The organism is Streptococcus sp. CL6.35, assembly GCF_049737915.1.
In the GTDB taxonomy this organism is placed as follows: Bacteria; Bacillota; Bacilli; order Lactobacillales; family Streptococcaceae; genus Streptococcus.
Genome location: NZ_JBKOTU010000005.1, coordinates 142,906 through 165,073, shown reverse-complemented (window position 1 = coordinate 165,073; position 22,168 = coordinate 142,906). Strand labels below are relative to the sequence as shown.

General features: G+C 40.2%; 21 protein-coding genes. 19 read left to right on the top strand and 2 right to left on the bottom strand.

All coding sequences use genetic code 11. The annotated features are described in order from the left end of the window. Positions 1-17 precede the first annotated feature (17 nt). The 6 genes from ACLNCP_RS07610 to ACLNCP_RS07585 all read left to right on the top strand — a co-directional run bounded on the left by ACLNCP_RS07610 (position 18) and on the right by ACLNCP_RS07585 (position 5,651). Complete coding sequence (locus ACLNCP_RS07610; protein ID WP_269794704.1) at positions 18-758, top strand: esterase family protein; 741 nt, start codon at positions 18-20, stop codon at positions 756-758. A gap of 12 nt (positions 759-770) precedes the next feature. Then, positions 771-1,937, top strand: coding sequence for an ATP-grasp domain-containing protein (locus ACLNCP_RS07605; RefSeq protein WP_424844270.1), 1,167 nt, complete (start codon positions 771-773; stop codon positions 1,935-1,937). Positions 1,938-2,095: 158 nt separating this feature from the next. Then, positions 2,096-2,965, top strand: coding sequence for an aquaglyceroporin Gla (gene gla, locus ACLNCP_RS07600; RefSeq protein ID WP_084886436.1), 870 nt, complete (start codon positions 2,096-2,098; stop codon positions 2,963-2,965). 123 nt (positions 2,966-3,088) lie between these two features. Then, positions 3,089-3,814 carry a CppA N-terminal domain-containing protein gene (locus tag ACLNCP_RS07595; protein ID WP_023946989.1) on the top strand — a complete coding sequence of 242 codons (726 nt, stop codon included), beginning with the start codon at positions 3,089-3,091 and terminating at the stop codon, positions 3,812-3,814. Continuing rightward, positions 3,811-4,746, top strand: a complete 936-nt coding sequence (locus ACLNCP_RS07590; protein WP_424844269.1) for a serine hydrolase domain-containing protein — start codon at positions 3,811-3,813, stop codon at positions 4,744-4,746. The genes ACLNCP_RS07595 and ACLNCP_RS07590 overlap by 4 nt, the downstream gene beginning before the upstream one ends. A gap of 8 nt (positions 4,747-4,754) precedes the next feature. Next, on the top strand, positions 4,755-5,651 hold the full coding sequence (locus ACLNCP_RS07585) for a DMT family transporter (protein WP_261082171.1): 897 nt from the start codon (positions 4,755-4,757) through the stop codon (positions 5,649-5,651). A gap of 42 nt (positions 5,652-5,693) precedes the next feature. On the opposite strand, the gene ACLNCP_RS07580 is transcribed toward ACLNCP_RS07585, so the two are convergent. Beyond that, on the bottom strand, positions 5,694-6,392 hold the full coding sequence (locus ACLNCP_RS07580; RefSeq protein WP_000936193.1) for a GntR family transcriptional regulator: 699 nt from the start codon (positions 6,390-6,392) through the stop codon (positions 5,694-5,696). 140 nt (positions 6,393-6,532) lie between these two features. Between ACLNCP_RS07580 and guaA the strand changes: the two genes are divergently transcribed. The 10 genes from guaA (at position 6,533) to ACLNCP_RS07530 (ending at position 16,367) form a co-directional block, all read left to right on the top strand. Further along, a complete protein-coding gene (gene guaA, locus ACLNCP_RS07575; protein WP_000065712.1) occupies positions 6,533-8,095 on the top strand; it encodes a glutamine-hydrolyzing GMP synthase in 1,563 nt (520 codons plus the stop codon). A 241-nt stretch (positions 8,096-8,336) separates the two neighbouring features. After that, complete coding sequence (locus tag ACLNCP_RS07570; protein ID WP_049535202.1) at positions 8,337-9,623, top strand: peptidase U32 family protein; 1,287 nt, start codon at positions 8,337-8,339, stop codon at positions 9,621-9,623. 313 nt (positions 9,624-9,936) lie between these two features. Further along, positions 9,937-10,137, top strand: coding sequence for a F0F1 ATP synthase subunit C (locus tag ACLNCP_RS07565; RefSeq protein WP_001054560.1), 201 nt, complete (start codon positions 9,937-9,939; stop codon positions 10,135-10,137). A gap of 33 nt (positions 10,138-10,170) precedes the next feature. Next, the gene (atpB, locus tag ACLNCP_RS07560) at positions 10,171-10,881 is read left to right on the top strand and encodes a F0F1 ATP synthase subunit A (protein WP_000392870.1); all 711 of its coding nucleotides are present in this window, start codon (positions 10,171-10,173) and stop codon (positions 10,879-10,881) included. 13 nt (positions 10,882-10,894) lie between these two features. Beyond that, entirely contained in the window at positions 10,895-11,389 is a 495-nt protein-coding gene (gene atpF, locus ACLNCP_RS07555) for a F0F1 ATP synthase subunit B (RefSeq protein WP_020902744.1), read from the top strand. Further along, positions 11,389-11,925 (top strand): F0F1 ATP synthase subunit delta, encoded by a 537-nt coding sequence (locus ACLNCP_RS07550; RefSeq protein WP_033688964.1) that lies wholly within the window; start codon positions 11,389-11,391, stop codon positions 11,923-11,925. Before atpF ends, ACLNCP_RS07550 begins: the two co-directional genes overlap by 1 nt. A gap of 14 nt (positions 11,926-11,939) precedes the next feature. Further along, positions 11,940-13,445, top strand: coding sequence for a F0F1 ATP synthase subunit alpha (atpA, locus tag ACLNCP_RS07545; RefSeq protein WP_424844268.1), 1,506 nt, complete (start codon positions 11,940-11,942; stop codon positions 13,443-13,445). A 15-nt stretch (positions 13,446-13,460) separates the two neighbouring features. After that, positions 13,461-14,339, top strand: coding sequence for a F0F1 ATP synthase subunit gamma (locus tag ACLNCP_RS07540; protein ID WP_000301224.1), 879 nt, complete (start codon positions 13,461-13,463; stop codon positions 14,337-14,339). Positions 14,340-14,530: 191 nt separating this feature from the next. Next, the gene (gene atpD / locus ACLNCP_RS07535; protein ID WP_150922340.1) at positions 14,531-15,937 is read left to right on the top strand and encodes a F0F1 ATP synthase subunit beta; all 1,407 of its coding nucleotides are present in this window, start codon (positions 14,531-14,533) and stop codon (positions 15,935-15,937) included. A gap of 10 nt (positions 15,938-15,947) precedes the next feature. Further along, complete coding sequence (locus ACLNCP_RS07530) at positions 15,948-16,367, top strand: F0F1 ATP synthase subunit epsilon (protein WP_045611880.1); 420 nt, start codon at positions 15,948-15,950, stop codon at positions 16,365-16,367. 43 nt (positions 16,368-16,410) lie between these two features. Here ACLNCP_RS07530 and ACLNCP_RS07525 read toward each other — a convergent pair whose 3' ends face one another. Then, on the bottom strand, positions 16,411-17,424 hold the full coding sequence (locus ACLNCP_RS07525; protein WP_424844267.1) for a lactonase family protein: 1,014 nt from the start codon (positions 17,422-17,424) through the stop codon (positions 16,411-16,413). Positions 17,425-17,600: 176 nt separating this feature from the next. Here ACLNCP_RS07525 and ACLNCP_RS07520 point away from each other — a divergent pair, with 176 nt between their 5' ends. The 3 genes from ACLNCP_RS07520 to ACLNCP_RS07510 all read left to right on the top strand — a co-directional run bounded on the left by ACLNCP_RS07520 (position 17,601) and on the right by ACLNCP_RS07510 (position 22,122). Continuing rightward, entirely contained in the window at positions 17,601-19,619 is a 2,019-nt protein-coding gene (locus ACLNCP_RS07520) for an ABC transporter substrate-binding protein (protein ID WP_424844266.1), read from the top strand. 117 nt (positions 19,620-19,736) lie between these two features. Continuing rightward, the gene (locus ACLNCP_RS07515; RefSeq protein ID WP_000435460.1) at positions 19,737-20,903 is read left to right on the top strand and encodes an AI-2E family transporter; all 1,167 of its coding nucleotides are present in this window, start codon (positions 19,737-19,739) and stop codon (positions 20,901-20,903) included. After that, positions 20,893-22,122, top strand: coding sequence for a tetratricopeptide repeat protein (locus tag ACLNCP_RS07510; RefSeq protein ID WP_424844265.1), 1,230 nt, complete (start codon positions 20,893-20,895; stop codon positions 22,120-22,122). Before ACLNCP_RS07515 ends, ACLNCP_RS07510 begins: the two co-directional genes overlap by 11 nt. Positions 22,123-22,168: the final 46 nt, after the last annotated feature.

The window sequence follows — 22,168 nt, the reverse complement described above, 5'->3', positions numbered from 1 at the left end:
AAGAAAGGAGAAAGCCAATGCATATTGAAAACCTCAGCCACTGGAGTGGTCACCTCAACCGTGAAATGTACCTTAACCGTTATGGACATGCTGGGATTCCAGTTGTGGTCTTTGCTTCATCAGGTGGTAGTCACAATGAATACTATGATTTTGGCATGATTGATGCTTGTGCTTCCTTTATCGAGGAAGGCCGTGTTCAGTTCTTTACCCTATCCAGTGTAGACAGTGAGAGCTGGTTGGCCACTTGGAAAAATGGGCACGACCAAGCAGAGATGCATCGTGCCTACGAGCGCTATGTGATTGAGGAGGCCATTCCTTTTATCAAGCACAAGACAGGTTGGTTTGATGGCATGATGACGACAGGTTGCTCAATGGGCGCCTACCATGCACTCAATTTCTTCCTTCAGCATCCAGATGTCTTTACCAAGGTGATAGCTCTTAGTGGTGTTTACGACGCACGTTTCTTTGTCGGCGATTACTACAATGACGATGCTATTTATCAAAACTCGCCAGTAGATTATATCTGGAATCAGAACGACGGCTGGTTTATCGATCGTTACCGTCAGGCAGAGATTGTGCTGTGTACGGGTCTTGGTTCCTGGGAACAAGACGGTCTACCATCTTTCTACAAGCTCAAAGAAGCCTTTGACCAGAAACAAATTCCAGCCTGGTTTGCTGAATGGGGACACGATGTCGCCCACGACTGGGAATGGTGGCGCAAACAAATGCCTTATTTCCTCGGCAATCTCTATTTATAAAAGGAGTTATCTATGAATTACCTTGTTATTTCTCCCTACTATCCACAAAACTTTCAACAGTTTACCATTGAACTAGCTAATAAAGGCATAACCGTCTTGGGAATTGGTCAAGAACCATACGAGCAATTGGATGAACCTTTACGCAATAGCCTGACCGAGTATTTCCGTGTAGATAACCTTGAAAACATAGATGAAGTCAAACGTGCAGTTGCTTTTCTCTTTTATAAACATGGCCCAATTGACCGCATTGAGTCTCATAATGAATACTGGCTTGAGTTAGATGCAAGTCTTCGTGATCAATTCAATGTTTTTGGTGCCAAACCAGAGGATCTCAAAAAGACGAAATTTAAGTCTGAAATGAAGAAACTTTTCAAAAAAGCAGGTGTCCCCGTGGTACCTGGAGCTGTTATCAAGACGGAAGCAGATGTGGATCAAGCTGTGAATGAAATCGGCCTTCCAATGATTGCAAAACCTGACAATGGAGTGGGAGCAGCCGCGACCTTTAAGCTTGAAACAGAAGACGATATCAATCACTTCAAGCAAGAATGGGACCATTCGACCGTTTATTTCTTTGAAAAATTTGTCACTTCCAGCGAAATTTGCACCTTTGATGGTCTTGTGGATAAGGACGGAAAAATTGTCTTTTCAACAACCTTTGACTACGCCTATACACCGCTTGATCTCATGATTTACAAGATGGACAATTCTTATTACGTTCTCAAGGATATGGATCCTAAATTACGTAAATATGGTGAGGCAATTGTCAAGGAATTTGGCATGAAAGAACGTTTCTTCCATATTGAGTTCTTCCGTGACGGGGACGACTACATTGCCATTGAGTACAATAACCGCCCTGCAGGTGGTTTTACCATTGATGTTTATAACTTTGCTCATTCCTTGGACCTCTATCGTGGCTATGCAGCTATTGTCGCAGGAGAAGAGTTCCCAGTGTCAGAATTTGAAGCTCAGTATTGTTTGGCTACTTCTCGCCGTGCAAATGCTCACTATGTTTATTCTGAGGAGGACTTGCTTGCCAAATATAGTCAGCAGTTCAAGGTTAAAAAAATCATGCCAGCAGCCTTTGCGGAACTTCAAGGGGATTACCTTTATATGCTGACAACTCCGAGTCGACAAGAAATGGAGCAGATGATTGCAGATTTCGGACAACGTCAAGAATAAGAACTCTCGGATTAAGGAAATGCACCTCCTTAATCCTTTTGTTTTTTATAAGAAATAAAACCGCTTTCTTATATAATCTTTCGGAAAAGTAGTTGCTAAAAGATATAAAAATTGATAGAATAAGGATTGTCTAAAAAATTTTAAGGAGAATCTATCAAATGGATTTCACATGGGCAATTAAATATGCCACTGAATTTTTGGGAACTGCTATTTTGATCATTCTTGGTAATGGTGCAGTTGCTAACGTTGAACTTAAAGGTACGAAAGGTCACCAAAGTGGCTGGCTCGTTATAGCTGTTGGTTACGGTATGGGGGTTATGATTCCAGCTTTGATGTTTGGTAACGTATCAGGTAACCACATCAACCCAGCCTTCACTCTTGGACTTGCAATCAGCGGTCTCTTCCCTTGGGCGCAAGTAGCGCCTTATATCCTTGCACAAGTTTTGGGTGCTATCTTTGGTCAAGCCTTGGTTGTGGCAACACACCGCCCATACTACTTGAAAACTGAAAATCCAAACAATATCCTGGGTACTTTCTCAACAATCTCAAGTTTGGATCAAGGTACAAAAGAATCACGCTTTGCAGCAACTGTTAATGGTTTTGTAAATGAGTTTGTTGGATCATTTGTTCTTTTCTTTGCAGCCCTTGGATTGACTAAAAACTTCTTTGGTTCTGAAGTGCTTCAATACATGAAACAAATGGCTAGTCAAGCAGGTCAAAATGTTGACTTTTCTGATTTAGCAATCAAAGCCCAAGTAGCACCACATACTGCTTCAGGACTTTCAGTAGCTCACTTAGCACTTGGATTCCTTGTTATGGCCTTGGTAACATCACTTGGTGGACCTACAGGACCTGCCTTGAACCCTGCTCGTGACTTGGGACCACGTCTCCTTCATGCTTTCCTTCCAAAATCAGTTCTTGGTGAGCACAAAGGCGATTCAAAATGGTGGTACTCTTGGGTACCAGTAGTAGCACCGATCGCAGCAGCAATTGCGGCAGTAGCTATTTTCAAATTCCTTTACCTATAAGAAATTGAAACCGAGGAAATCCTCGGTTTTTTAGATGAAATTTTACGAAAAAAAGGTAAATCTGAGCATAATTTCTTGTAAAAAATTCTAAAATCCTTTAAAATAAAAGAGTTGGAGGAGTTTATGAATGTAAATCAGATTGTACGGATTATTCCTACTTTAAAAGTTAATAATAGAAAATTAAATGAAACATTTTATATAGGAACCCTTGGCATGAAGGCCTTATTAGAAGAGTCAGCCTTTCTGTCACTAGGTGATCAAACAGGTTTAGAAAAGCTGGTTTTAGAAGAAGCTCCAAGTATGCGCACTCGTAAGGTAGAGGGAAGAAAAAAACTAGCTAGATTGATTGTCAAGGTAGAAAATCCCTTAGAAATCGAGGCCTTATTAGCTAAAACAGATTCGATTCATCAATTATATAAAGGTAAAAATGGCTACGCTTTTGAGATTTTTTCACCCGAAGATGATTTGATTTTGATTCATGCGGAAGATGACAGAGCAAGTCTAGTAGAAGTAGGAGAAAAGCCAGAATTTCAAACAGATCTGGAGTCAATTTCTTTAAGTAAATTTGAAATTTCTATGGAATTACACCTCCCAACGGATGTAGATAGTTTCTTGGAACTATCTGAAATTGGGGTGTCACTTGATTTTATCCCAGCTCAGGGTCAAGATTTGACTGTGGACAATACGGCTACTTGGGACTTATCTATGCTCAAGTTCTTGGTCAATGAACTAGATATAGCAAGTCTTCGCCAGAAGTTTGAGTCTACAGAATATTTTATTCCTAAGTCTGAAAAATTCTTCCTTGGTAAAGATAGAAATAATGTTGAATTGTGGTTTGAAGAAGTATGAAGTGGACCAAGATTATTAAAAAAATAGAAGAACAAATCGAGGCAGGGATTTATCCCGGAGCCTCTTTTGCGTATTTTAAGGACAATCAATGGATGGAGTTCTATTTAGGTCAGAGTGACCCAGAGCATGGCTTGGATACTGAGCCAGGACTAGTTTATGATCTAGCTAGTGTCAGCAAGGTTGTTGGGGTTGGTACCGTTTTTACCTTCTTGTGGGAAAAAGGTCAATTAGATATTGACAGACCGGTAACAGATTTTTTACCAGAGAGTGATTATCCAGACATCACTATTCGCCAGCTCTTGACTCACGCTACAGACCTTGATCCTTTTATTCCCAATCGTGATCTTTTAACAGCACCTGAATTAAAGGAAGCGATGTTTCATCTTAACAGACGCAATCAGCCAGCCTTTCTTTATTCGGATGTCCATTTTTTGCTGTTGGGTTTTATCTTGGAAAGAATCTTTAATCAAGACTTGGATGTGATTTTACAGGAGCAAGTCTGGAAACCTTGGGGAATGGCGGATACCCAGTTTGGGCCTGTTGAGCTTGCTGTTCCAACAGTTAGAGGTGTCGAGGCAGGTGTGGTACATGATCCCAAGGCTCGTCTCCTGGGCAGACATGCTGGTAGTGCTGGTTTATTTTCGACTGTAAAGGATATACAAATCTTTTTAGAACACTATTTATCAGATGATTTTGCAAGAGATTTGAGTCAAAATTTTTCTCTTTTGGATGACAAGGAACGTTCTTTGGCCTGGAATTTGGAAGGAGATTGGCTAGACCATACGGGCTATACAGGTACCTTTATCATGTGGAATCGCCAGAAGCAAGAAGCGGCTATTTTCCTATCGAATCGTACCTATGAAAAGGATGAGAGGGCTCAATGGATTGTAGACCGCAATCAAGTGATGGACTTGATTCGCAAAGAAGAGTAAGGAGAGACATGTCAAACAGTTTAAAAGGGACTCTATTAACAGTTGTGGCTGGGATTGCTTGGGGCTTGTCAGGAACGAGTGGCCAATACCTGATGGCACACGGAATTTCGGCTCTGGTTTTGACCAACTTGCGTCTTTTAATCGCTGGTGGGATTCTCATGGTCTTGACTTATGCTACTGCAAAGGATAGAATGCTGGCCTTTTTAAATGATAGAAAGAGTTTACTGTCTCTTCTCATTTTTGCTCTAATTGGTCTCTTCCTCAATCAATTTGCCTATCTAACTGCTATTCAGGAGACCAATGCAGGAACCGCGACGGTGCTTCAGTATGTTTGTCCTGTCGGGATTTTGATTTATAGCTGTATCAAGGATAAGGTGGCACCGACACTGGGAGAGATAGTTTCTATCATATTAGCCATTGGAGGGACCTTCCTGATTGCAACTCATGGGCAGTTGGACCAGTTATCCATGACACCTGCAGGCCTGTTCTGGGGTCTCTTTTCTGCTCTGACTTACGCACTGTATATCATTTTGCCCATAGCCTTGATTAAGAAGTGGGGGAGCAGTTTGCTCATTGGTGTGGGAATGGTCATAGCTGGTTTGGTCGCCCTTCCTTTTACAGGGGTTCTACAGACTGCTATCCCAACTAGTCTTGATTTTCTCCTCGCTTTTGCGGGAATTATCCTTATCGGGACTGTTTTTGCCTATACAGCTTTCCTTAAAGGAGCCAGTTTGATAGGGCCGGTCAAGTCAAGTTTGTTGGCTTCAATTGAGCCAATCTCGGCGGTTTTCTTTGCCTTCCTAATTATGAATGAACAATTTTATCCCATTGATTTTCTTGGTATGGCAATGATTTTAATTGCAGTTACTTTGATTTCGTTGAAAGATTTATTGTTAGAGAAATAAAAAAGACTCTTTGTCCGTGACAGAGAGTTTTTGCATAGTAATCTAATTATTTTCAAGATAAAATTCAAAGCGTTCTCCTACATACTGGCTTTTTACGTATTCAAAAGCAGTACCATCTTCTAGGTAGGAAACCTGAGTTAAACCAAGAATAGCATGTCCTTTTTCAACTTCCAAATAGTGGGCAATTTTTTCTTTAGCAAGGCGAGCATAGATGGTCTGTTGAGATTTGCCTATACGGTAGCCGTGTTTTTGCAAGGTTTGGAAGAAATGACTGGTGATTTCTTCTTTTTTAAAGTCCTTAATGAATTTTTCAGGAATAGAAGCAACCTCATAAACCAGAGGAACTTGGTCGGCATAGCGAACACGTTCCATTCGGATAATATTCTCCGTTGGAGAAATTCCTAACTTGGCAACTTCCTGCTCATTGGGAATAGTTTTTCTGTAGGAAATGAGTTGGCTAGAGGGAACTTTACCTTGGGACTTAACAATTTCAGTGAAACTGGTTGTCCCTCGCATCTTTTCTTGTACTCGAGTACTGGAAACAAAGGTGCCGCTTCCTACACGGCGCTCTAAGACGCCTTCTTCGACTAATAGAGATACGGCTTGGCGGAGGGTCATGCGACTGACCTCGAACTGCTCTGCTAAATCTCGTTCACTAGGGAGTCTCTCCCCAATAGCCCAACGGTGCTCGTCAATATCCTTTTTTATCTGATCATGGATTTTCATATAAGCTGGTAGCATATTTTCACTTCATTTCTATCTTTTCTCTATTGTACCCTAATAAACAAGAAAAAGTCAATCTTCGCCTTGTTTAGTTGGTAATTCACCCTTATTTGTGATAGAATATTGGAAAAAGATATTTCTTTTGAGAAAGGAAAAAGATGAGCAACATTTCAACTGATTTGCAAGATGTAGAAAAAATCATCGTATTGGACTATGGTAGCCAATACAACCAGCTGATTTCACGCCGCATCCGTGAAATTGGTGTTTTTTCAGAACTAAAAAGCCATAAAATTTCAGCTGCTGAAGTTCGTGAAATCAATCCTGTAGGAATCATCCTTTCAGGTGGTCCAAACTCTGTATATGAAGATGGTTCATTCGATATTGACCCAGAAATCTTCGAACTAGGAATTCCAATTTTGGGAATTTGTTACGGTATGCAGTTATTGACCCATAAACTTGGAGGAAAAGTTGTTCCTGCAGGTGATGCTGGAAATCGTGAATATGGTCAATCAACCCTAACTCACACACCATCAGCGCTTTTTGAATCAACACCAGATGAGCAGACTGTGTTGATGAGCCATGGTGATGCGGTTACTGAGATTCCTGCTGACTTTGTTCGTACAGGAACTTCAGCTGACTGCCCATACGCAGCCATCGAAAACCCAGATAAACACATTTACGGTATCCAATTCCACCCAGAAGTTCGTCATTCTGTATACGGTAATGACATCCTTCGTAACTTTGCCCTTAACATCTGTAAGGCTAAAGGCGACTGGTCAATGGATAACTTCATCGATATGCAGATCCAAAAAATCCGTGAAACCGTCGGTGATAAACGTGTCCTTCTTGGTCTATCAGGTGGTGTTGACTCTTCAGTTGTTGGAGTTCTTCTCCAAAAAGCGATTGGCGATCAATTGATCTGTATCTTCGTAGACCACGGTCTTCTTCGTAAAGGAGAAGCGGACCAAGTTATGGACATGCTTGGTGGTAAGTTTGGTTTGAATATTGTCAAAGCAGATGCTGCAAAACGTTTCCTTGACAAACTTGCTGGCGTTTCTGACCCTGAGCAAAAACGTAAAATCATCGGTAACGAGTTTGTCTATGTATTTGATGACGAAGCCAGCAAGCTCAAAGATGTGAAATTCCTTGCTCAAGGTACCTTATACACAGACGTTATCGAGTCTGGTACGGATACAGCTCAAACTATCAAGTCACACCACAACGTGGGTGGTCTTCCAGAAGATATGCAGTTTGAATTGATCGAACCACTTAACACTCTTTACAAGGACGAAGTTCGTGCCCTTGGTACAGAGCTTGGTATGCCAGACCACATCGTATGGCGCCAACCATTCCCAGGACCAGGACTTGCTATTCGTGTCATGGGCGAAATCACTGAAGAAAAACTAGAAACTGTTCGTGAATCAGACGCTATTCTTCGTGAAGAAATAGCTAAAGCTGGACTTGACCGTGATATCTGGCAATACTTCACAGTTAACACAGGCGTTCGTTCAGTTGGTGTTATGGGTGACGGTCGTACTTACGACTACACTATTGCAATCCGTGCTATCACCTCTATTGATGGTATGACTGCTGATTTTGCCAAAATTCCATGGGAAGTACTTCAAAAAATCTCAGTGCGTATCGTAAACGAAGTGGACCACGTTAATCGCATCGTCTACGATATTACAAGTAAACCACCTGCAACAGTTGAGTGGGAATAGTCATCTAAGGACTAATTTATGTAGTTTAATGAGCCAGTATCATTGGATACTGGTTTTTACTTTTCTAGACTTTTTGGCTACTTGTTAAAATTGGTTTATATTCGATAGTTTAACAATTATTATACAAAGTTTAAAAGATTAGAATTGTCAAAACAATCTGTCTAGGCTTGATTTTATGGCTTATTTACTATAAAATGAGAAGGAAAAACGTCAAACTTTTATATTGCAAATAGGAGAAAACATGACAAAAACATTAAAACGTCCTGAGGTTTTATCACCTGCAGGGACTTTAGAGAAGCTAAAGGTAGCTGTTCAGTATGGAGCAGATGCTGTCTTTATCGGTGGTCAGGCCTATGGTCTTCGTAGCCGTGCCGGAAACTTTACCTTTGAACAGATGGAAGAAGGTGTCCAGTTTGCGGCTAAGTATGGAGCTAAGGTCTATGTAGCTGCCAACATGGTTATGCACGAAGGAAATGAAGCTGGTGCTGGTGAGTGGTTCCGTAAACTACGTGATATCGGAATCGCGGCAGTTATCGTGTCTGACCCAGCCTTGATTATGATTGCAGCGACTGAAGCACCAGGCCTTGAAATTCACCTTTCAACTCAAGCCAGTGCGACTAACTATGAAACTCTTGAGTTTTGGAAGGAACTGGGCTTAACTCGTGTTGTTTTGGCGCGTGAGGTTTCAATGGAAGAATTAGCTGAAATTCGCAAACGTACAGATGTTGAGATTGAAGCCTTTGTCCACGGAGCTATGTGTATCTCTTACTCTGGTCGTTGTACACTTTCTAATCACATGAGTATGCGTGATGCCAACCGAGGTGGTTGCTCTCAATCTTGCCGTTGGAAGTATGACCTTTACGATATGCCATTTGGTCAAGAACGCAAGAGCTTGAAAGGTGAGATTCCAGAAGAATTTTCAATGTCAGCCGTTGATATGTCTATGATTGACCATATCCCAGATATGATTGAAAATGGTGTGGACAGTCTAAAAATCGAAGGACGTATGAAGTCTATTCACTACGTATCAACAGTAACCAACTGCTACAAGGCGGCTGTTGATGCTTATCTAGAAAGTCCAGAAAAATTTGAAGCTATCAAGCAAGACTTGATTGATGAGATGTGGAAGGTTGCCCAACGTGAATTAGCAACAGGTTTCTACTATGGTACACCATCTGAAAATGAGCAGTTATTTGGTGCTCGTCGTAAAATTCCTGAGTATAAGTTTGTTGCTGAAGTCGTTTCTTATGATGATGCGACACAAACAGCGACTATTCGCCAACGGAACGTCATTAACGAAGGTGATCAAGTTGAGTTTTATGGCCCAGGTTTCCGTCATTTTGAAACTTATATTGAAGATTTGCATGATGCCAAAGGCAATAAAATCGACCGCGCTCCAAATCCAATGGAACTCTTGACAATCAAAGTCCCACAACCTGTTCAAGCAGGAGATATGGTTCGAGCTCTCAAAGAAGGACTTATCAATCTTTATAAGGAAGATGGCACCAGCGTCACAGTTCGTGCTTAATAAGCGTGCAGGAGACGAAAGCTTTCTAGTTGCTTTCCCTTTAATCCTACTTACTAAAGAGCATTAGGTTAAAGAAAATATATTAATTTCCATCCGAGATTTCATCTCGGATTTTTCATTATTTTTCAGAAAGACCTAGATAATGGAGGGATTTGTTACAAGTTTTTTCCAAAGTTTTCTATATAATAGACTTAAAAATAGTAAAATTGTAAATAATTTTCATTAAACGCTTTCAACGTAAGTAAAAAGTTGACAAATCCAATTTTTAGGACTAAACTAAGTAAGTAAATTTTAATTAAAAGGAGAATTCGTCATGAATTTAACATTTTTCGGTCTATGTCTTGCCTGTATGGGTGTATCTCTTGGTGAAGGTATGTTGATGAACGGTTTGTTGAAATCAGTTGCTCGCCAACCAGATATCATCTCAGAACTACGTAGTTTGATGATCCTAGGGGTTGCCTTTATTGAAGGTACTTTCTTCGTTACTCTTGTCTTTTCATTTATCATCAAATAAAAGAAGTATAAATTGAAAAAGGGAGGATTTTAGATGGAAGAAAGTATTAATCCAACCATCAATATTGGTCCTGTTACCTTTAATTTAACCATAGTAGTTTTGACTTTGTTGACTGTAGCGCTTATTTTTGGCTTTATTTATTGGGCAACTCGAAATATGACTTTGAGACCCACAGGAAAACAAAATGTATTGGAGTATTTATTTGATTTTGTCGTTGGATTTACAAAATCAAACCTTGGTCCAATGATAAAGGATTATTCTCTCTTTTATTTCTGTTTATTCCTATTTATGGCCATTGCAAATAATATTGGCTTAATGGCTAGAATTCAGACTACAGATGGTGTAAATCTTTGGACCTCACCAACAGCAAATTTGTCATTTGACTTGGTCTTGTCTTTTACAATTATCTTAATGACACACGTAGAAGGAATTCGTCGTCGTGGAATCAAAAAGTATTTAAAAGCATTTGTAACACCAGGTTTTATGACACCAATGAATCTCTTGGAGGAAGTTACCAATCTCCTTTCACTTGCATTGCGGGTCTTTGGTAATATCTTTGCAGGGGAAGTGATGGCAAGTATGTTAGTCCTACTTTCTCATCAGGCCTTCTATTGGTATCCTATTGCTTTTGGAACAAATCTAATCTGGACTGCATTTTCTGTTTTTATTTCTTGTGTACAAGCATATGTATTTACATTGTTATCTTCAATGTACCTAGGAAATAAAATTAATGATGAAGAATAGAAAGGAGTAGTTTATGAATGTAACAGTAGGTGAATTACTTGGTGATTTTATACTAATCGCTGGTTCCTTTATTCTCTTGCTAGTCTTGGTTAAGAAATATGCTTGGTCAAATTTGGCTAGCATTTTCGAACAAAGAGCAGAAAAAATTGCAGCAGATATTGACGGAGCTGAACAAGCACGTCAAAAAGCAGAAGTATTGGCTCAAAAACGCGAAGATGAATTGGCTGGTAGCCGTAAAGAAGCTAAGACAATCATCGAGAATGCGAAAGAAACAGCTGAGAAAAGTAAAGCTAGTATTTTAGCAGATGCTAAGCTAGAAGCAGGACGCTTGAAAGAAAAAGCGAACCAAGAAATTGCTCAAAATAAAGCTGAAGCTTTACAAAGCGTTAAGGGTGAGGTAGCAGATTTGACAATCAGCTTGGCTGGTAAAATCATCTCACAAAACCTTGACGGTCATGCCCATAAAGAACTTATTGATCAGTATATCGATCAGTTAGGAGAAGCTTAATGGACAAGAAAACAGTAAAGGTAATTGAAAAATACAGCATGCCTTTTGTCCAATTGGTACTTGAAAAAGGAGAAGAAGACCGTATTTTTTCAGACTTGACTCAAATCAAGCAAGTTGCTGAAGAAACAGGTTTACCTTCTTTTTTAAAAAAAGTGGCAGTAGACGAGTCTGACAAGGAAAAAACGATTGCGTTCTTCCAAGACTCAGTGTCACCTTTATTGCAAAACTTTATCCAGGTTCTTATCTACAATCACAGAGCAAATCTTTTTTATGATATTCTTGTAGATTGCTTGAACCGACTTGAAAAAGAAACAAATCGATTTGAAGTGACGATTACGTCAGCTCATCCTTTAACTGATGAACAGAAGAGTCGCTTGCTCCCTTTGATTGAGAAAAAAATGTCTCTTAAAGTAAGGAGTGTAAAAGAACAAATCGATGAAAGTCTTATTGGTGGTTTTGTCATTTTTGCCAATCACAAGACAATTGATGTGAGTATTAAACAACAACTTAAAGTTGTTAAAGAAAATTTGAAATAGAAAGTGGTGTTCTTTTGGCAATTAACGCACAAGAAATCAGCGCTTTAATTAAGCAACAAATTGAAAATTTCAAACCCAATTTTGATGTGACTGAAACAGGTGTTGTAACCTATATCGGGGACGGTATCGCGCGTGCTCACGGACTTGAAAATGCCATGAGTGGAGAGTTGTTGATTTTTGAAAACGGCTCTTATGGTATGGCTCAAAACTTGGAGTCAACAGATGTTGGTATTATCATCCTAGGTGACTTTACAGATATCCGTGAAGGCGATACAATCCGCCGTACAGGGAAAATCATGGAAGTCCCAGTAGGTGAAAGTCTGATTGGACGTGTTGTGGATCCGCTTGGTCGTCCAGTTGATGGTCTTGGAGAAATCCACACTGATAAAACTCGTCCAGTAGAAGCGCCAGCTCCTGGTGTTATGCAACGTAAGTCTGTATCAGAACCATTGCAAACTGGTTTGAAAGCTATCGACGCCCTTGTACCGATTGGTCGTGGTCAACGTGAGTTGATTATCGGTGACCGTCAGACAGGGAAAACAACCATTGCGATTGATACAATCTTGAACCAAAAAGGTCAAGATATGATCTGTATCTATGTTGCGATTGGACAAAAAGAATCAACAGTTCGTACACAAGTAGAAACACTACGTCAGTACGGTGCCTTGGACTACACAATCGTTGTGACAGCCTCTGCTTCACAACCATCTCCATTGCTCTTCCTAGCTCCTTATGCTGGGGTTGCCATGGCGGAAGAATTTATGTATCAAGGTAAGCATGTTTTGATCGTTTATGATGATCTTTCAAAACAAGCGGTAGCTTATCGTGAACTGTCTCTCTTGCTTCGTCGTCCTCCAGGTCGTGAAGCTTTCCCAGGGGATGTTTTCTACCTTCACAGCCGTTTGCTTGAGCGCTCAGCTAAAGTTTCTGATGAACTTGGTGGTGGATCTATTACAGCCCTACCGTTTATCGAGACACAAGCAGGAGATATCTCTGCCTATATCGCAACCAACGTGATTTCAATCACTGATGGACAAATCTTCCTTGGTGATGGTCTCTTCAATGCTGGTATTCGTCCAGCCATCGATGCGGGTTCATCTGTATCTCGTGTAGGTGGTTCTGCACAAATCAAAGCCATGAAGAAGGTTGCTGGTACACTTCGTATTGACCTTGCTTCATATCGTGAGTTGGAAGCCTTCACTAAATTTGGTTCTGACTTAGATGCGGCAACACAGGCTAAATTGAACCGTGGACGTCGTACCGTTGAGGTCTTGAAACAACCTGTTCACAAACCATTACCTGTTGAGAAACAAGTAACCATTCTCTATGCTTTGACACATGGTTTCTTGGATACTGTTCCAGTAGATGATATTGTTTGTTTCGAGGAAGAGTTCCATGCCTTCTTTGACGCTCAACATCCAGAGATTTTGGAAACCATTCGTGATACAAAAGACTTGCCAGAAGAAGCAGTCTTGGATGCTGCGATTACAAAGTTTCTCAATCAAACCAGCTTCCAATAAGAATAGAGGTGTCAGATGGCAGTATCTCTAAATGATATTAAAACAAAAATCGCCTCAACAAAAAATACGAGTCAAATCACTAATGCCATGCAGATGGTATCAGCTGCTAAGCTAGGTCGTTCTGAAGAAGCTGCTCGCAACTTCCAAGTTTATGCTCAGAAAGTTCGTAAACTTTTGACGGATATTCTTCATGGGAATGGAGCTGGCAGTTCAACCAATCCGATGTTGATTAGTCGTCCAGTTAAGAAGACAGGCTATATCGTCATTACTTCAGACCGAGGTTTGGTTGGAGGTTATAATTCTTCTATTCTGAAAGCCGTTATGGAGCTGAAAGAAGAATACCATCCAGACGGTAAAGGTTTTGAAATGATCTGTATTGGTGGAATGGGAGCTGATTTCTTTAAAGCTCGTGGTATTCAACCACTTTATGAACTACGTGGCTTGGCAGATCAACCAAGCTTTGATGAAGTTCGTAAGATTATTTCAAAAACTGTTGAAATGTACCAAAATGAACTTTTTGATGAACTCTATGTCTGCTATAACCATCATGTCAATACGCTAACCAGTCAAATGCGTGTGGAACAAATGCTTCCAATTGTTGACTTGGATCCAAATGAAGCAGATGACAGTTACAGCTTGACCTTTGAATTGGAAACTAGCCGAGAAGAAATTTTGGAGCAGTTGTTGCCTCAGTTTGCAGAAAGTATGATTTATGGTGCTATTATCGATGCTAAGACAGCTGAAAATGCTGCAGGTATGACAGCCATGCAAACAGCGACAGATAATGCTAAGAAAGTCATTAATGATTTGACAATTCAGTATAACCGTGCCAGACAGGCGGCGATTACACAAGAAATTACAGAAATCGTAGCAGGAGCTAGTGCCTTAGAATAGGCTCTAGTCCAGCTCGTATGAAAATGAACTTATACTCAATGAAAATCAAAGAGCAAACTAGGAAGCTAGCCGCAGGCTGTACTTGAGTACGGTAAGGCGACGCTGACGTGGTTTGAATTTGATTTGCGAAGAGTATTAGGACCTAGTTGAGCTAGGAACCGACAGTATCTTATATAGAATAGGAGAAGGAGATGAGTTCAGGTAAAATTGCTCAGGTTATCGGTCCCGTTGTAGACGTCTTGTTTGCAGCAGGGGAAAAACTTCCTGAGATTAACAATGCACTTGTCGTCTACAAAAATGACGAAAGAAAAACAAAAATCGTCCTTGAAGTAGCCTTGGAGTTGGGAGATGGTATGGTCCGTACTATCGCCATGGAATCAACAGATGGTTTGACTCGTGGAATGGAAGTATTGGACACAGGTCGTCCGATCTCTGTACCAGTAGGTAAAGAAACCTTGGGACGTGTCTTCAACGTTTTGGGAGACACTATTGACTTGGAAGCTCCTTTTGGAGAAGATGCAGAGCGTCAGCCAATTCATAAAAAAGCACCTACTTTTGATGAGTTGTCTACCTCTTCAGAAATTTTAGAAACAGGGATTAAGGTTATCGACCTTCTTGCCCCTTACCTTAAAGGTGGTAAGGTTGGACTTTTCGGTGGTGCCGGAGTTGGTAAAACTGTCTTGATTCAAGAATTGATTCACAACATTGCCCAAGAACACGGTGGTATTTCAGTATTTACCGGTGTTGGGGAACGTACTCGTGAGGGGAATGACCTTTACTGGGAAATGAAAGAATCAGGCGTTATCGAGAAAACAGCCATGGTATTTGGTCAGATGAATGAGCCACCAGGAGCACGTATGCGTGTTGCCCTTACTGGTTTGACAATCGCCGAATACTTCCGTGATGTAGAAGGCCAAGACGTGCTTCTCTTTATCGATAATATTTTCCGTTTCACTCAGGCTGGTTCAGAAGTATCTGCCCTTTTGGGTCGTATGCCATCAGCCGTTGGTTACCAACCAACACTTGCTACGGAAATGGGTCAATTGCAAGAGCGTATTACATCAACTAAAAAGGGTTCTGTAACCTCTATCCAGGCTATCTATGTGCCAGCGGATGACTATACTGACCCAGCGCCAGCAACAGCCTTCGCTCACTTGGATTCAACAACTAACTTGGAACGTAAGTTGGTACAATTGGGTATCTACCCAGCCGTTGACCCACTTGCTTCAAGCTCACGTGCCTTGGCACCTGAAATCGTTGGAGAAGAGCACTATGCAGTTGCTGCTGAAGTAAAACGTGTTCTTCAACGTTACCATGAATTGCAAGATATCATTGCTATCCTTGGTATGGATGAGCTTTCTGATGAAGAAAAGACCTTGGTTGCTCGTGCCCGTCGTATCCAGTTCTTCTTGTCACAAAACTTCAACGTTGCGGAACAATTTACTGGTCAGCCTGGTTCTTATGTTCCAGTAGCTGAAACTGTTCGTGGCTTTAAGGAAATCCTTGATGGTAAACACGACCACTTGCCAGAAGATGCCTTCCGTGGTGTAGGTTCTATCGAAGATGTGATTGCAAAAGCTGAAAAAATGGGATTTTAAGAGGTGATCTATGGCTCAGTTAACTGTCCAGATCGTGACACCAGATGGTCTCGTCTATGATCACCATGCCAGCTATGTATCGGTTCGAACTCTGGATGGTGAGATGGGGATCTTGCCACGACATGAAAATATGATTGCGGTTTTAGCAGTTGATGAAGTAAAGGTAAAACGTATTGATGATGAAGATCACGTGAACTGGATTGCAGTAAACGGAGGCGTTATTGAAATTGCCAATAATACCATCACAATCGTTGCTGATTCTGCAGAACGTGCTCGTGATATCGACGTTAGTCGTGCAGAACGTGCCAAACTTCGAGCAGAGCGTGAAATTGAAGAAGCACAAGACAAACACTTGATTGACCAAGAACGTCGTGCTAAGATTGCTTTGCAACGTGCTATTAATCGTATCAATGTCGGAAAAAGACTATAAGAAAAAATGAACTTGAGTTACCAAGTTCATTTTTTATGTTTTCTTAAGGAGCAAAACTGATGCAGACCGCTTCTGGAACATGGAAGTTGTTAGAAAGTTCTGCTAGACGACCAGTTTCAGGGTTGCGTTTAAAGACGGTTGCATTGTCAGAGTCCTGATGGACAGCAATGACAAATTCTTGATCTGGTGTCAAATCAAAATCACGTGGAGTCTTACCATCAGTTGGAACGATTTCTAATAACTCTAAGCTACCGTCCGCAAGGATTGTATATACTGCGATAGAATCATGACCACGGTTAGAAGCGTAGAGGTATTTACCATCTTTAGAGAGACGAATAGCAGCAGTTCCATTAAATCCTTCGTAACCGTCTGGTAGAGTTGAAATGACTTGCATGCGTTCAAATTCACCAACACCATCGTAGATTAGAACCTCGATAGTGCTATTGAGTTCACAAATGAGATAAGCGATTTTATAATGGTTATGAAAAATAATATGGCGTGAGCCTGCTCCTGGCTGGCTATGATAGGTATAGAGCTTAGATAATTTTCCTTCTGAATCAAGATCATAAGTAATTACTTGGTCAGTACCCAAGTCGCAGGTCACTAGATAGTGGTCAGGTGTTAAATCTGTATAGTGAACATGTGGAGAAGCTTGATTTTCATGTGGACCTTGGCCACTGTGTTGATCAACATCACTAAGTAGAAGACGACCATCTTCCTGACGTTTATAAACAAGGACCTGTCCCTTGTGGTAATTTGCCGCGTAAACCAAATCACGCTTTTCATCAACGGCAACATAACAGTGGGGGGCTCCCTCTTCAACGACGTGATTTAATAAGTTACCATTAGTTTGATAGGCTGCAATTCCCCCCTTATCGTCTTGACTACCAACAGTGTATAAATGTTGGTGCTGGTCAAAGGCAAGGTAGGTTGGACTTGGCTCAGTAGCAAAAAGTTCTAGATTTGAAAGCTGACCAGTTTCTGTATCGAAGTCTGCCTTGTAAATCCCTTGGGAAGTACGACGTGTATAAGTTCCAAAATAAACAGTTTCTTTCATAACTTTACCTCTATATAAAGATAAGACTATTATATCACAAAAATGCTACTATGAAGAAATCAAGATTAGCAAGAGCTTTACCTAATTCTTTTGATGATAATATTAGAAATGTTTTCATTGATTTACTTAATAAAAGTGCTATAATAATCTTATACAAATTGCAAAGGAGTTTGTTTATGAAAAAACGTGTTTTCTTAGCAGCAGGAGTTGCTGTACTCTCGGCAGCAGTGCTAGTAGCGTGTTCATCTGGTAATGGTAATAAAGAAGCAACTAAAGAAGCAACTAAAGAAGCAACTAAACAAGCAACTAAACCAGTTACTTATGCCTATGTATTCTCATCAGATCCTGTTACTTTGGATTATACAGTTTCTGGTAATGTCGGCACTAAACAGATTACAGGTAATGTTATTGATGGATTACTAGAAAATGATCAATATGGAAATTTAGTCCCATCAGTTGCAGAAGATTGGACTGTTTCCAAAGATGGTTTGACCTATACCTATAAAATCCGTCAGGGTGTCAAATGGTATACCAATGAGGGGGAAGAATATGGTGAAGTTAAGGCTCAGGACTTTGTAACTGGTCTGAAGCATGCAGCTGATAAGAAATCACAGGCTCTCTATTTGGTACAGGATTCTATCAAAGGATTGGATGACTATGTAAATGGGAAAACAACAGATTTCTCAACCGTAGGTGTGAAAGCAACAGATGATTATACTGTTGTTTATACTTTGAACCATCCAGAATCTTTCTGGAATTCAAAAACAACAATGGGAGTCCTTGCTCCCGTGAGTGGAGACTTTTTAGCTTCTAAAGGAGATGATTTTGGTAAGTCCACTGATGTTACGAGCATTCTCTACAACGGTCCTTATCTCCTCAAGGGTCTTACATCTAAGTCTTCTATCGAAATGACCAAAAACCAAAATTATTGGGATAAGCAAAATGTCTTTATTGATGATATCAAGTTATCATTCTTTGATGGTCAAGATGCAGACTCTCTAGGACGCGGTTTTGATGAGGGACATTATCCAGCTGCTCCACTCTTTAAAAACTCTGCCAACTATGAACGTCTAAAAGAAAAATACAAGGATAATATTGTATATGGTCAACAAAGAGGTGGCGTATTCTATATGTCTATTAATATTGATCGTGTGTCATACAATCATACTGCTAAAACAAGTGATGTAGAAAAATCCTCTACTAAGAAAGCACTTTTAAACAAAGATTTCCGTCAAGCCTTGGCATTTGCTGCAGATCGTAAAGCAGCTGTTTCTCAGGTGTTTGGGGATGAAGTGGCGCCTCGTAAATTACGTACAAGTTTCACTCCTCCAACATTTGTACAAGTTGGAGACCAATCGTTTGGTCAAGTAACTAAGATAGAATTGGATAAATTGGATAATGTCTGGAAAGATGTCAGTCTTGATGATGCGCAAGATTCACTTCATAACGTAGACAAGGCTAAAGCTAAGTTTGAATCTGCTAAGAAAACTCTTCAAGCTGATGGAGTACAGTTCCCAATTCATTTAGATCTTCCAGTTTCATCTACTCAGACAGATTTTATCCATCAAGCTCAGTCTTATAAACAATCCATTGAAGAAGCCTTGGGCTCTGAAAATGTAGTTGTTGACATTCAACAGGTTTCTGATGATGAATTGGGAAACATGACTGTTCTAGCAACATCAAATAATAATGTTGATTGGGACATTAATGTTAATAGTGGTTGGAGTCCGGATTATGAAGATCCATCAACTTATCTAGATGTATTTGATCCAACTTCAGGTCCAAGTCTCCTCGGCTCTCTTGGTGTAGCACCAGGAACAGACAATCAAGCCATTAAAACAGTTGGATTGGATAAATACAAAGCATTGATTGATGATGCAAATAGTGAAAAAACAGATCTGCAAAAACGTTATTCTAAATATGCTAAGGCGCAAGCTTGGTTAACAGATAGTGCTCTAGTTATTCCTGTACACTCAGACGGTGCCCAAATGTTAGTAACGAAGAAAGTATTAGGTAGTGGTGCTGATGGTTGGATTGGTGACAAAACAGGAGATAACAGTTATAAATATCTTAAACTCCAAGATAAGATTGTCACTTCCAAAGAAATGGATGAGTTCCGCAAGAAATTTGCTGATGAAAAAGGCAAATCCAATGCTGATTATCAGAAGAACTTAGACCGTCATATTCAAGACTAATCGAATCTCCTCTTTTGAGGGGATTTTTTATGTTGCTGTCTCCATGTAAGCACTTTAAAAAAGAGTTATTTTGATTTAAAAATGGTATAATGAGAGAACAAAAGAAAGGAAGTATTTATGGAGCAAAAAGAGAAACATTTTAGCTTATCTTGGTTTTTCAAGTGGTTTTTAGATAACAAGGCAATTACGGTATTTTTGGTAACCTTATTAATGGGACTGAATCTTTTTATTTTAAGTAAGATTAGTTTTCTATTTTCACCTGTTTTAGACTTTTTGGCAGTCGTGATGTTGCCAGTCATTTTATCTGGTTTACTATACTATTTATTGAATCCTATTGTTGATTGGATGGAGAAACATAAAATCAATCGTGTCATAGCCATCAGTATTGTCTTTGTCATCATCGCTCTCTTTATCATTTGGGGCTTGGCAGTCGCTATTCCAAATCTGCAACGTCAGGTTTTAAGTTTTGCAAGGAATGTTCCAGTCTACCTTGAAGATGCTGATAGAGTTATTGATGATTTGGTCACCAAGCGTTTACCAGATGATTTCAGACCTCAGTTAGAACAAGTTTTGACAAACTTCTCAAGTCAGGCTACAGTTTGGGCAAGTAAGGTTTCATCTCAAGCAGTCAACTGGGTGAGCGCCTTTATTAGCGGGGCTTCTCAAGTGATTGTTGCCTTGATTATCGTTCCTTTCATGCTCTTTTATCTCTTACGTGATGGAAAAGGACTACGTCACTATTTGACCCAATTCATGCCAACGAAATTGAAAGAACCTGTTGGACAAGTTCTATCAGATGTGAACCAGCAGTTGTCCAACTATGTTAGAGGGCAAGTAACAGTGGCTATTATTGTAGCGGTAATGTTTATGATTTTCTTCAAGATTATTGGTCTACGCTATGCAGTTACGTTGGGGGTTACTGCTGGTATTTTAAATCTGGTTCCTTATTTGGGTAGCTTCCTAGCAATGCTTCCTGCCCTAGTATTGGGCTTGATTGCTGGGCCAGTCATGCTTTTGAAAGTAGTGATTGTCTTTATCGTAGAACAAACTATTGAAGGCCGTTTTGTCTCTCCATTGATTTTGGGAAGTCAATTAAACATCCATCCTATTAATGTTCTCTTTGTTTTGTTAACTTCAGGATCCATGTTTGGTATTTGGGGAGTCTTACTCGGTATTCCAGTTTATGCCTCTGCTAAAGTTGTCATTTCAGCGATTTTTGAATGGTATAAGGTAGTCAGTGGCCTATATGAACTAGAGGGAGAGGAAGTCAAGAGTGAACAATAGTCAACAGATGTTACAGGCTTTGGAAGAGCAAGATTTAACCAAGGCTGAGAACTATTTCGTCAAAGCTTTAGAAAATGATCCAAGTGACCTTTTGTATGAGTTAGCCACCTATCTTGAAGGGATTGGTTTTTATCCTCAGGCCAAGGAAATTTACCTGAAAATTGTAGAGGATTTTCCAGAGGTTCATCTTAATCTAGCAGCAATCGCTAGCGAGGATGGTCAAATCGAAGAAGCCTTTGCCTATCTAGAGGAAATCCAAGCTGACAGTGACTGGTATGTGTCGGCTTTGGCTCTGAAGGCAGACCTTTACCAGATGGAAGGTTTGACAGATGTGGCGCGTGAGAAATTGTTAGAAGCATTGACTTACTCAGAGGATCCTCTCTTGATATTGGGCTTGGCAGAGTTGGATAGTGAGTTGGAAAATTATCAAGAGGCCATTCAAGGCTATGCCCAGTTAGATAATCGTACTATTTATGAGCAAACAGGCATTTCTACCTATCAACGGATTGGCTTTGCCTATGCCCAGTTGGGGAAATTTGAAACAGCTACAGAGTTTTTAGAAAAAGCCCTGGAGTTAGAATACGATGACCTAACAGCTTTTGAGTTGGCCAGTCTTTACTTTGATCAAGAAGAATACCAAAAAGCTGTCCTCTACTTTAAGCAGCTTGATACCATTTCACCTGATTTTGAAGGATATGAGTATGGTTACAGTCAGGCCTTACATAAGGAACATCAAGTTCAAGAAGCCCTGCGTATCGCTAAGCAAGGCTTAGAGAAAAATCCCTTTGAAACTCGCCTCTTGCTAGCTGCTTCACAATTCTCTTATGAACTGCATGATGCCAGTAGTGCAGAAAACTACCTCCTTACTGCTAAAGAAGATGCTGAGGATACGGAAGAAATCTTACTCCGTCTAGCAACTATTTATCTGGAGCAGGAGCGTTATGAGGATATTCTAGACTTGCAAAGTGAGGAGCCAGAAAATCTTTTGACCAAGTGGATGATTGCTCGTTCCTATCAAGAGATGGACGATTTGGATACTGCCTATGAGCATTACCAAGAGTTGGCAGGAGATTTGAAAGACAATCCAGAATTTCTAGAACACTATATCTATCTCTTGCGTGAACTGGGCTACTTTGAGGAAGCAAAAGTCAATGCTCAAGCTTACTTAAAACTGGTTCCAGATGATGTGCAAATGCAAGAACTATTTGAGAGATTGTAAGAATATATTTTTAAAAACTGTATCTAATCATTTTTGATAGATATAG

What these genes read in the sequence shown, in the direction of transcription:
- ACLNCP_RS07610 (WP_269794704.1), top strand. Translation starts at nt 18, where the DNA reads ATGCATATTGAAAACCTCAGCCACTGGAGTGGTCACCTCAACCGTGAA.
- ACLNCP_RS07605 (WP_424844270.1), top strand. Translation starts at nt 771, where the DNA reads ATGAATTACCTTGTTATTTCTCCCTACTATCCACAAAACTTTCAACAG.
- gla (WP_084886436.1), top strand. Translation starts at nt 2,096, where the DNA reads ATGGATTTCACATGGGCAATTAAATATGCCACTGAATTTTTGGGAACT.
- ACLNCP_RS07595 (WP_023946989.1), top strand. Translation starts at nt 3,089, where the DNA reads ATGAATGTAAATCAGATTGTACGGATTATTCCTACTTTAAAAGTTAAT.
- ACLNCP_RS07590 (WP_424844269.1), top strand. Translation starts at nt 3,811, where the DNA reads ATGAAGTGGACCAAGATTATTAAAAAAATAGAAGAACAAATCGAGGCA.
- ACLNCP_RS07585 (WP_261082171.1), top strand. Translation starts at nt 4,755, where the DNA reads ATGTCAAACAGTTTAAAAGGGACTCTATTAACAGTTGTGGCTGGGATT.
- ACLNCP_RS07580 (WP_000936193.1), bottom strand. Translation starts at nt 6,392, where the DNA reads ATGCTACCAGCTTATATGAAAATCCATGATCAGATAAAAAAGGATATT.
- guaA (WP_000065712.1), top strand. Translation starts at nt 6,533, where the DNA reads ATGAGCAACATTTCAACTGATTTGCAAGATGTAGAAAAAATCATCGTA.
- ACLNCP_RS07570 (WP_049535202.1), top strand. Translation starts at nt 8,337, where the DNA reads ATGACAAAAACATTAAAACGTCCTGAGGTTTTATCACCTGCAGGGACT.
- ACLNCP_RS07565 (WP_001054560.1), top strand. Translation starts at nt 9,937, where the DNA reads ATGAATTTAACATTTTTCGGTCTATGTCTTGCCTGTATGGGTGTATCT.
- atpB (WP_000392870.1), top strand. Translation starts at nt 10,171, where the DNA reads ATGGAAGAAAGTATTAATCCAACCATCAATATTGGTCCTGTTACCTTT.
- atpF (WP_020902744.1), top strand. Translation starts at nt 10,895, where the DNA reads ATGAATGTAACAGTAGGTGAATTACTTGGTGATTTTATACTAATCGCT.
- ACLNCP_RS07550 (WP_033688964.1), top strand. Translation starts at nt 11,389, where the DNA reads ATGGACAAGAAAACAGTAAAGGTAATTGAAAAATACAGCATGCCTTTT.
- ACLNCP_RS07540 (WP_000301224.1), top strand. Translation starts at nt 13,461, where the DNA reads ATGGCAGTATCTCTAAATGATATTAAAACAAAAATCGCCTCAACAAAA.
- atpD (WP_150922340.1), top strand. Translation starts at nt 14,531, where the DNA reads ATGAGTTCAGGTAAAATTGCTCAGGTTATCGGTCCCGTTGTAGACGTC.
- ACLNCP_RS07530 (WP_045611880.1), top strand. Translation starts at nt 15,948, where the DNA reads ATGGCTCAGTTAACTGTCCAGATCGTGACACCAGATGGTCTCGTCTAT.
- ACLNCP_RS07525 (WP_424844267.1), bottom strand. Translation starts at nt 17,424, where the DNA reads ATGAAAGAAACTGTTTATTTTGGAACTTATACACGTCGTACTTCCCAA.
- ACLNCP_RS07520 (WP_424844266.1), top strand. Translation starts at nt 17,601, where the DNA reads ATGAAAAAACGTGTTTTCTTAGCAGCAGGAGTTGCTGTACTCTCGGCA.
- ACLNCP_RS07515 (WP_000435460.1), top strand. Translation starts at nt 19,737, where the DNA reads ATGGAGCAAAAAGAGAAACATTTTAGCTTATCTTGGTTTTTCAAGTGG.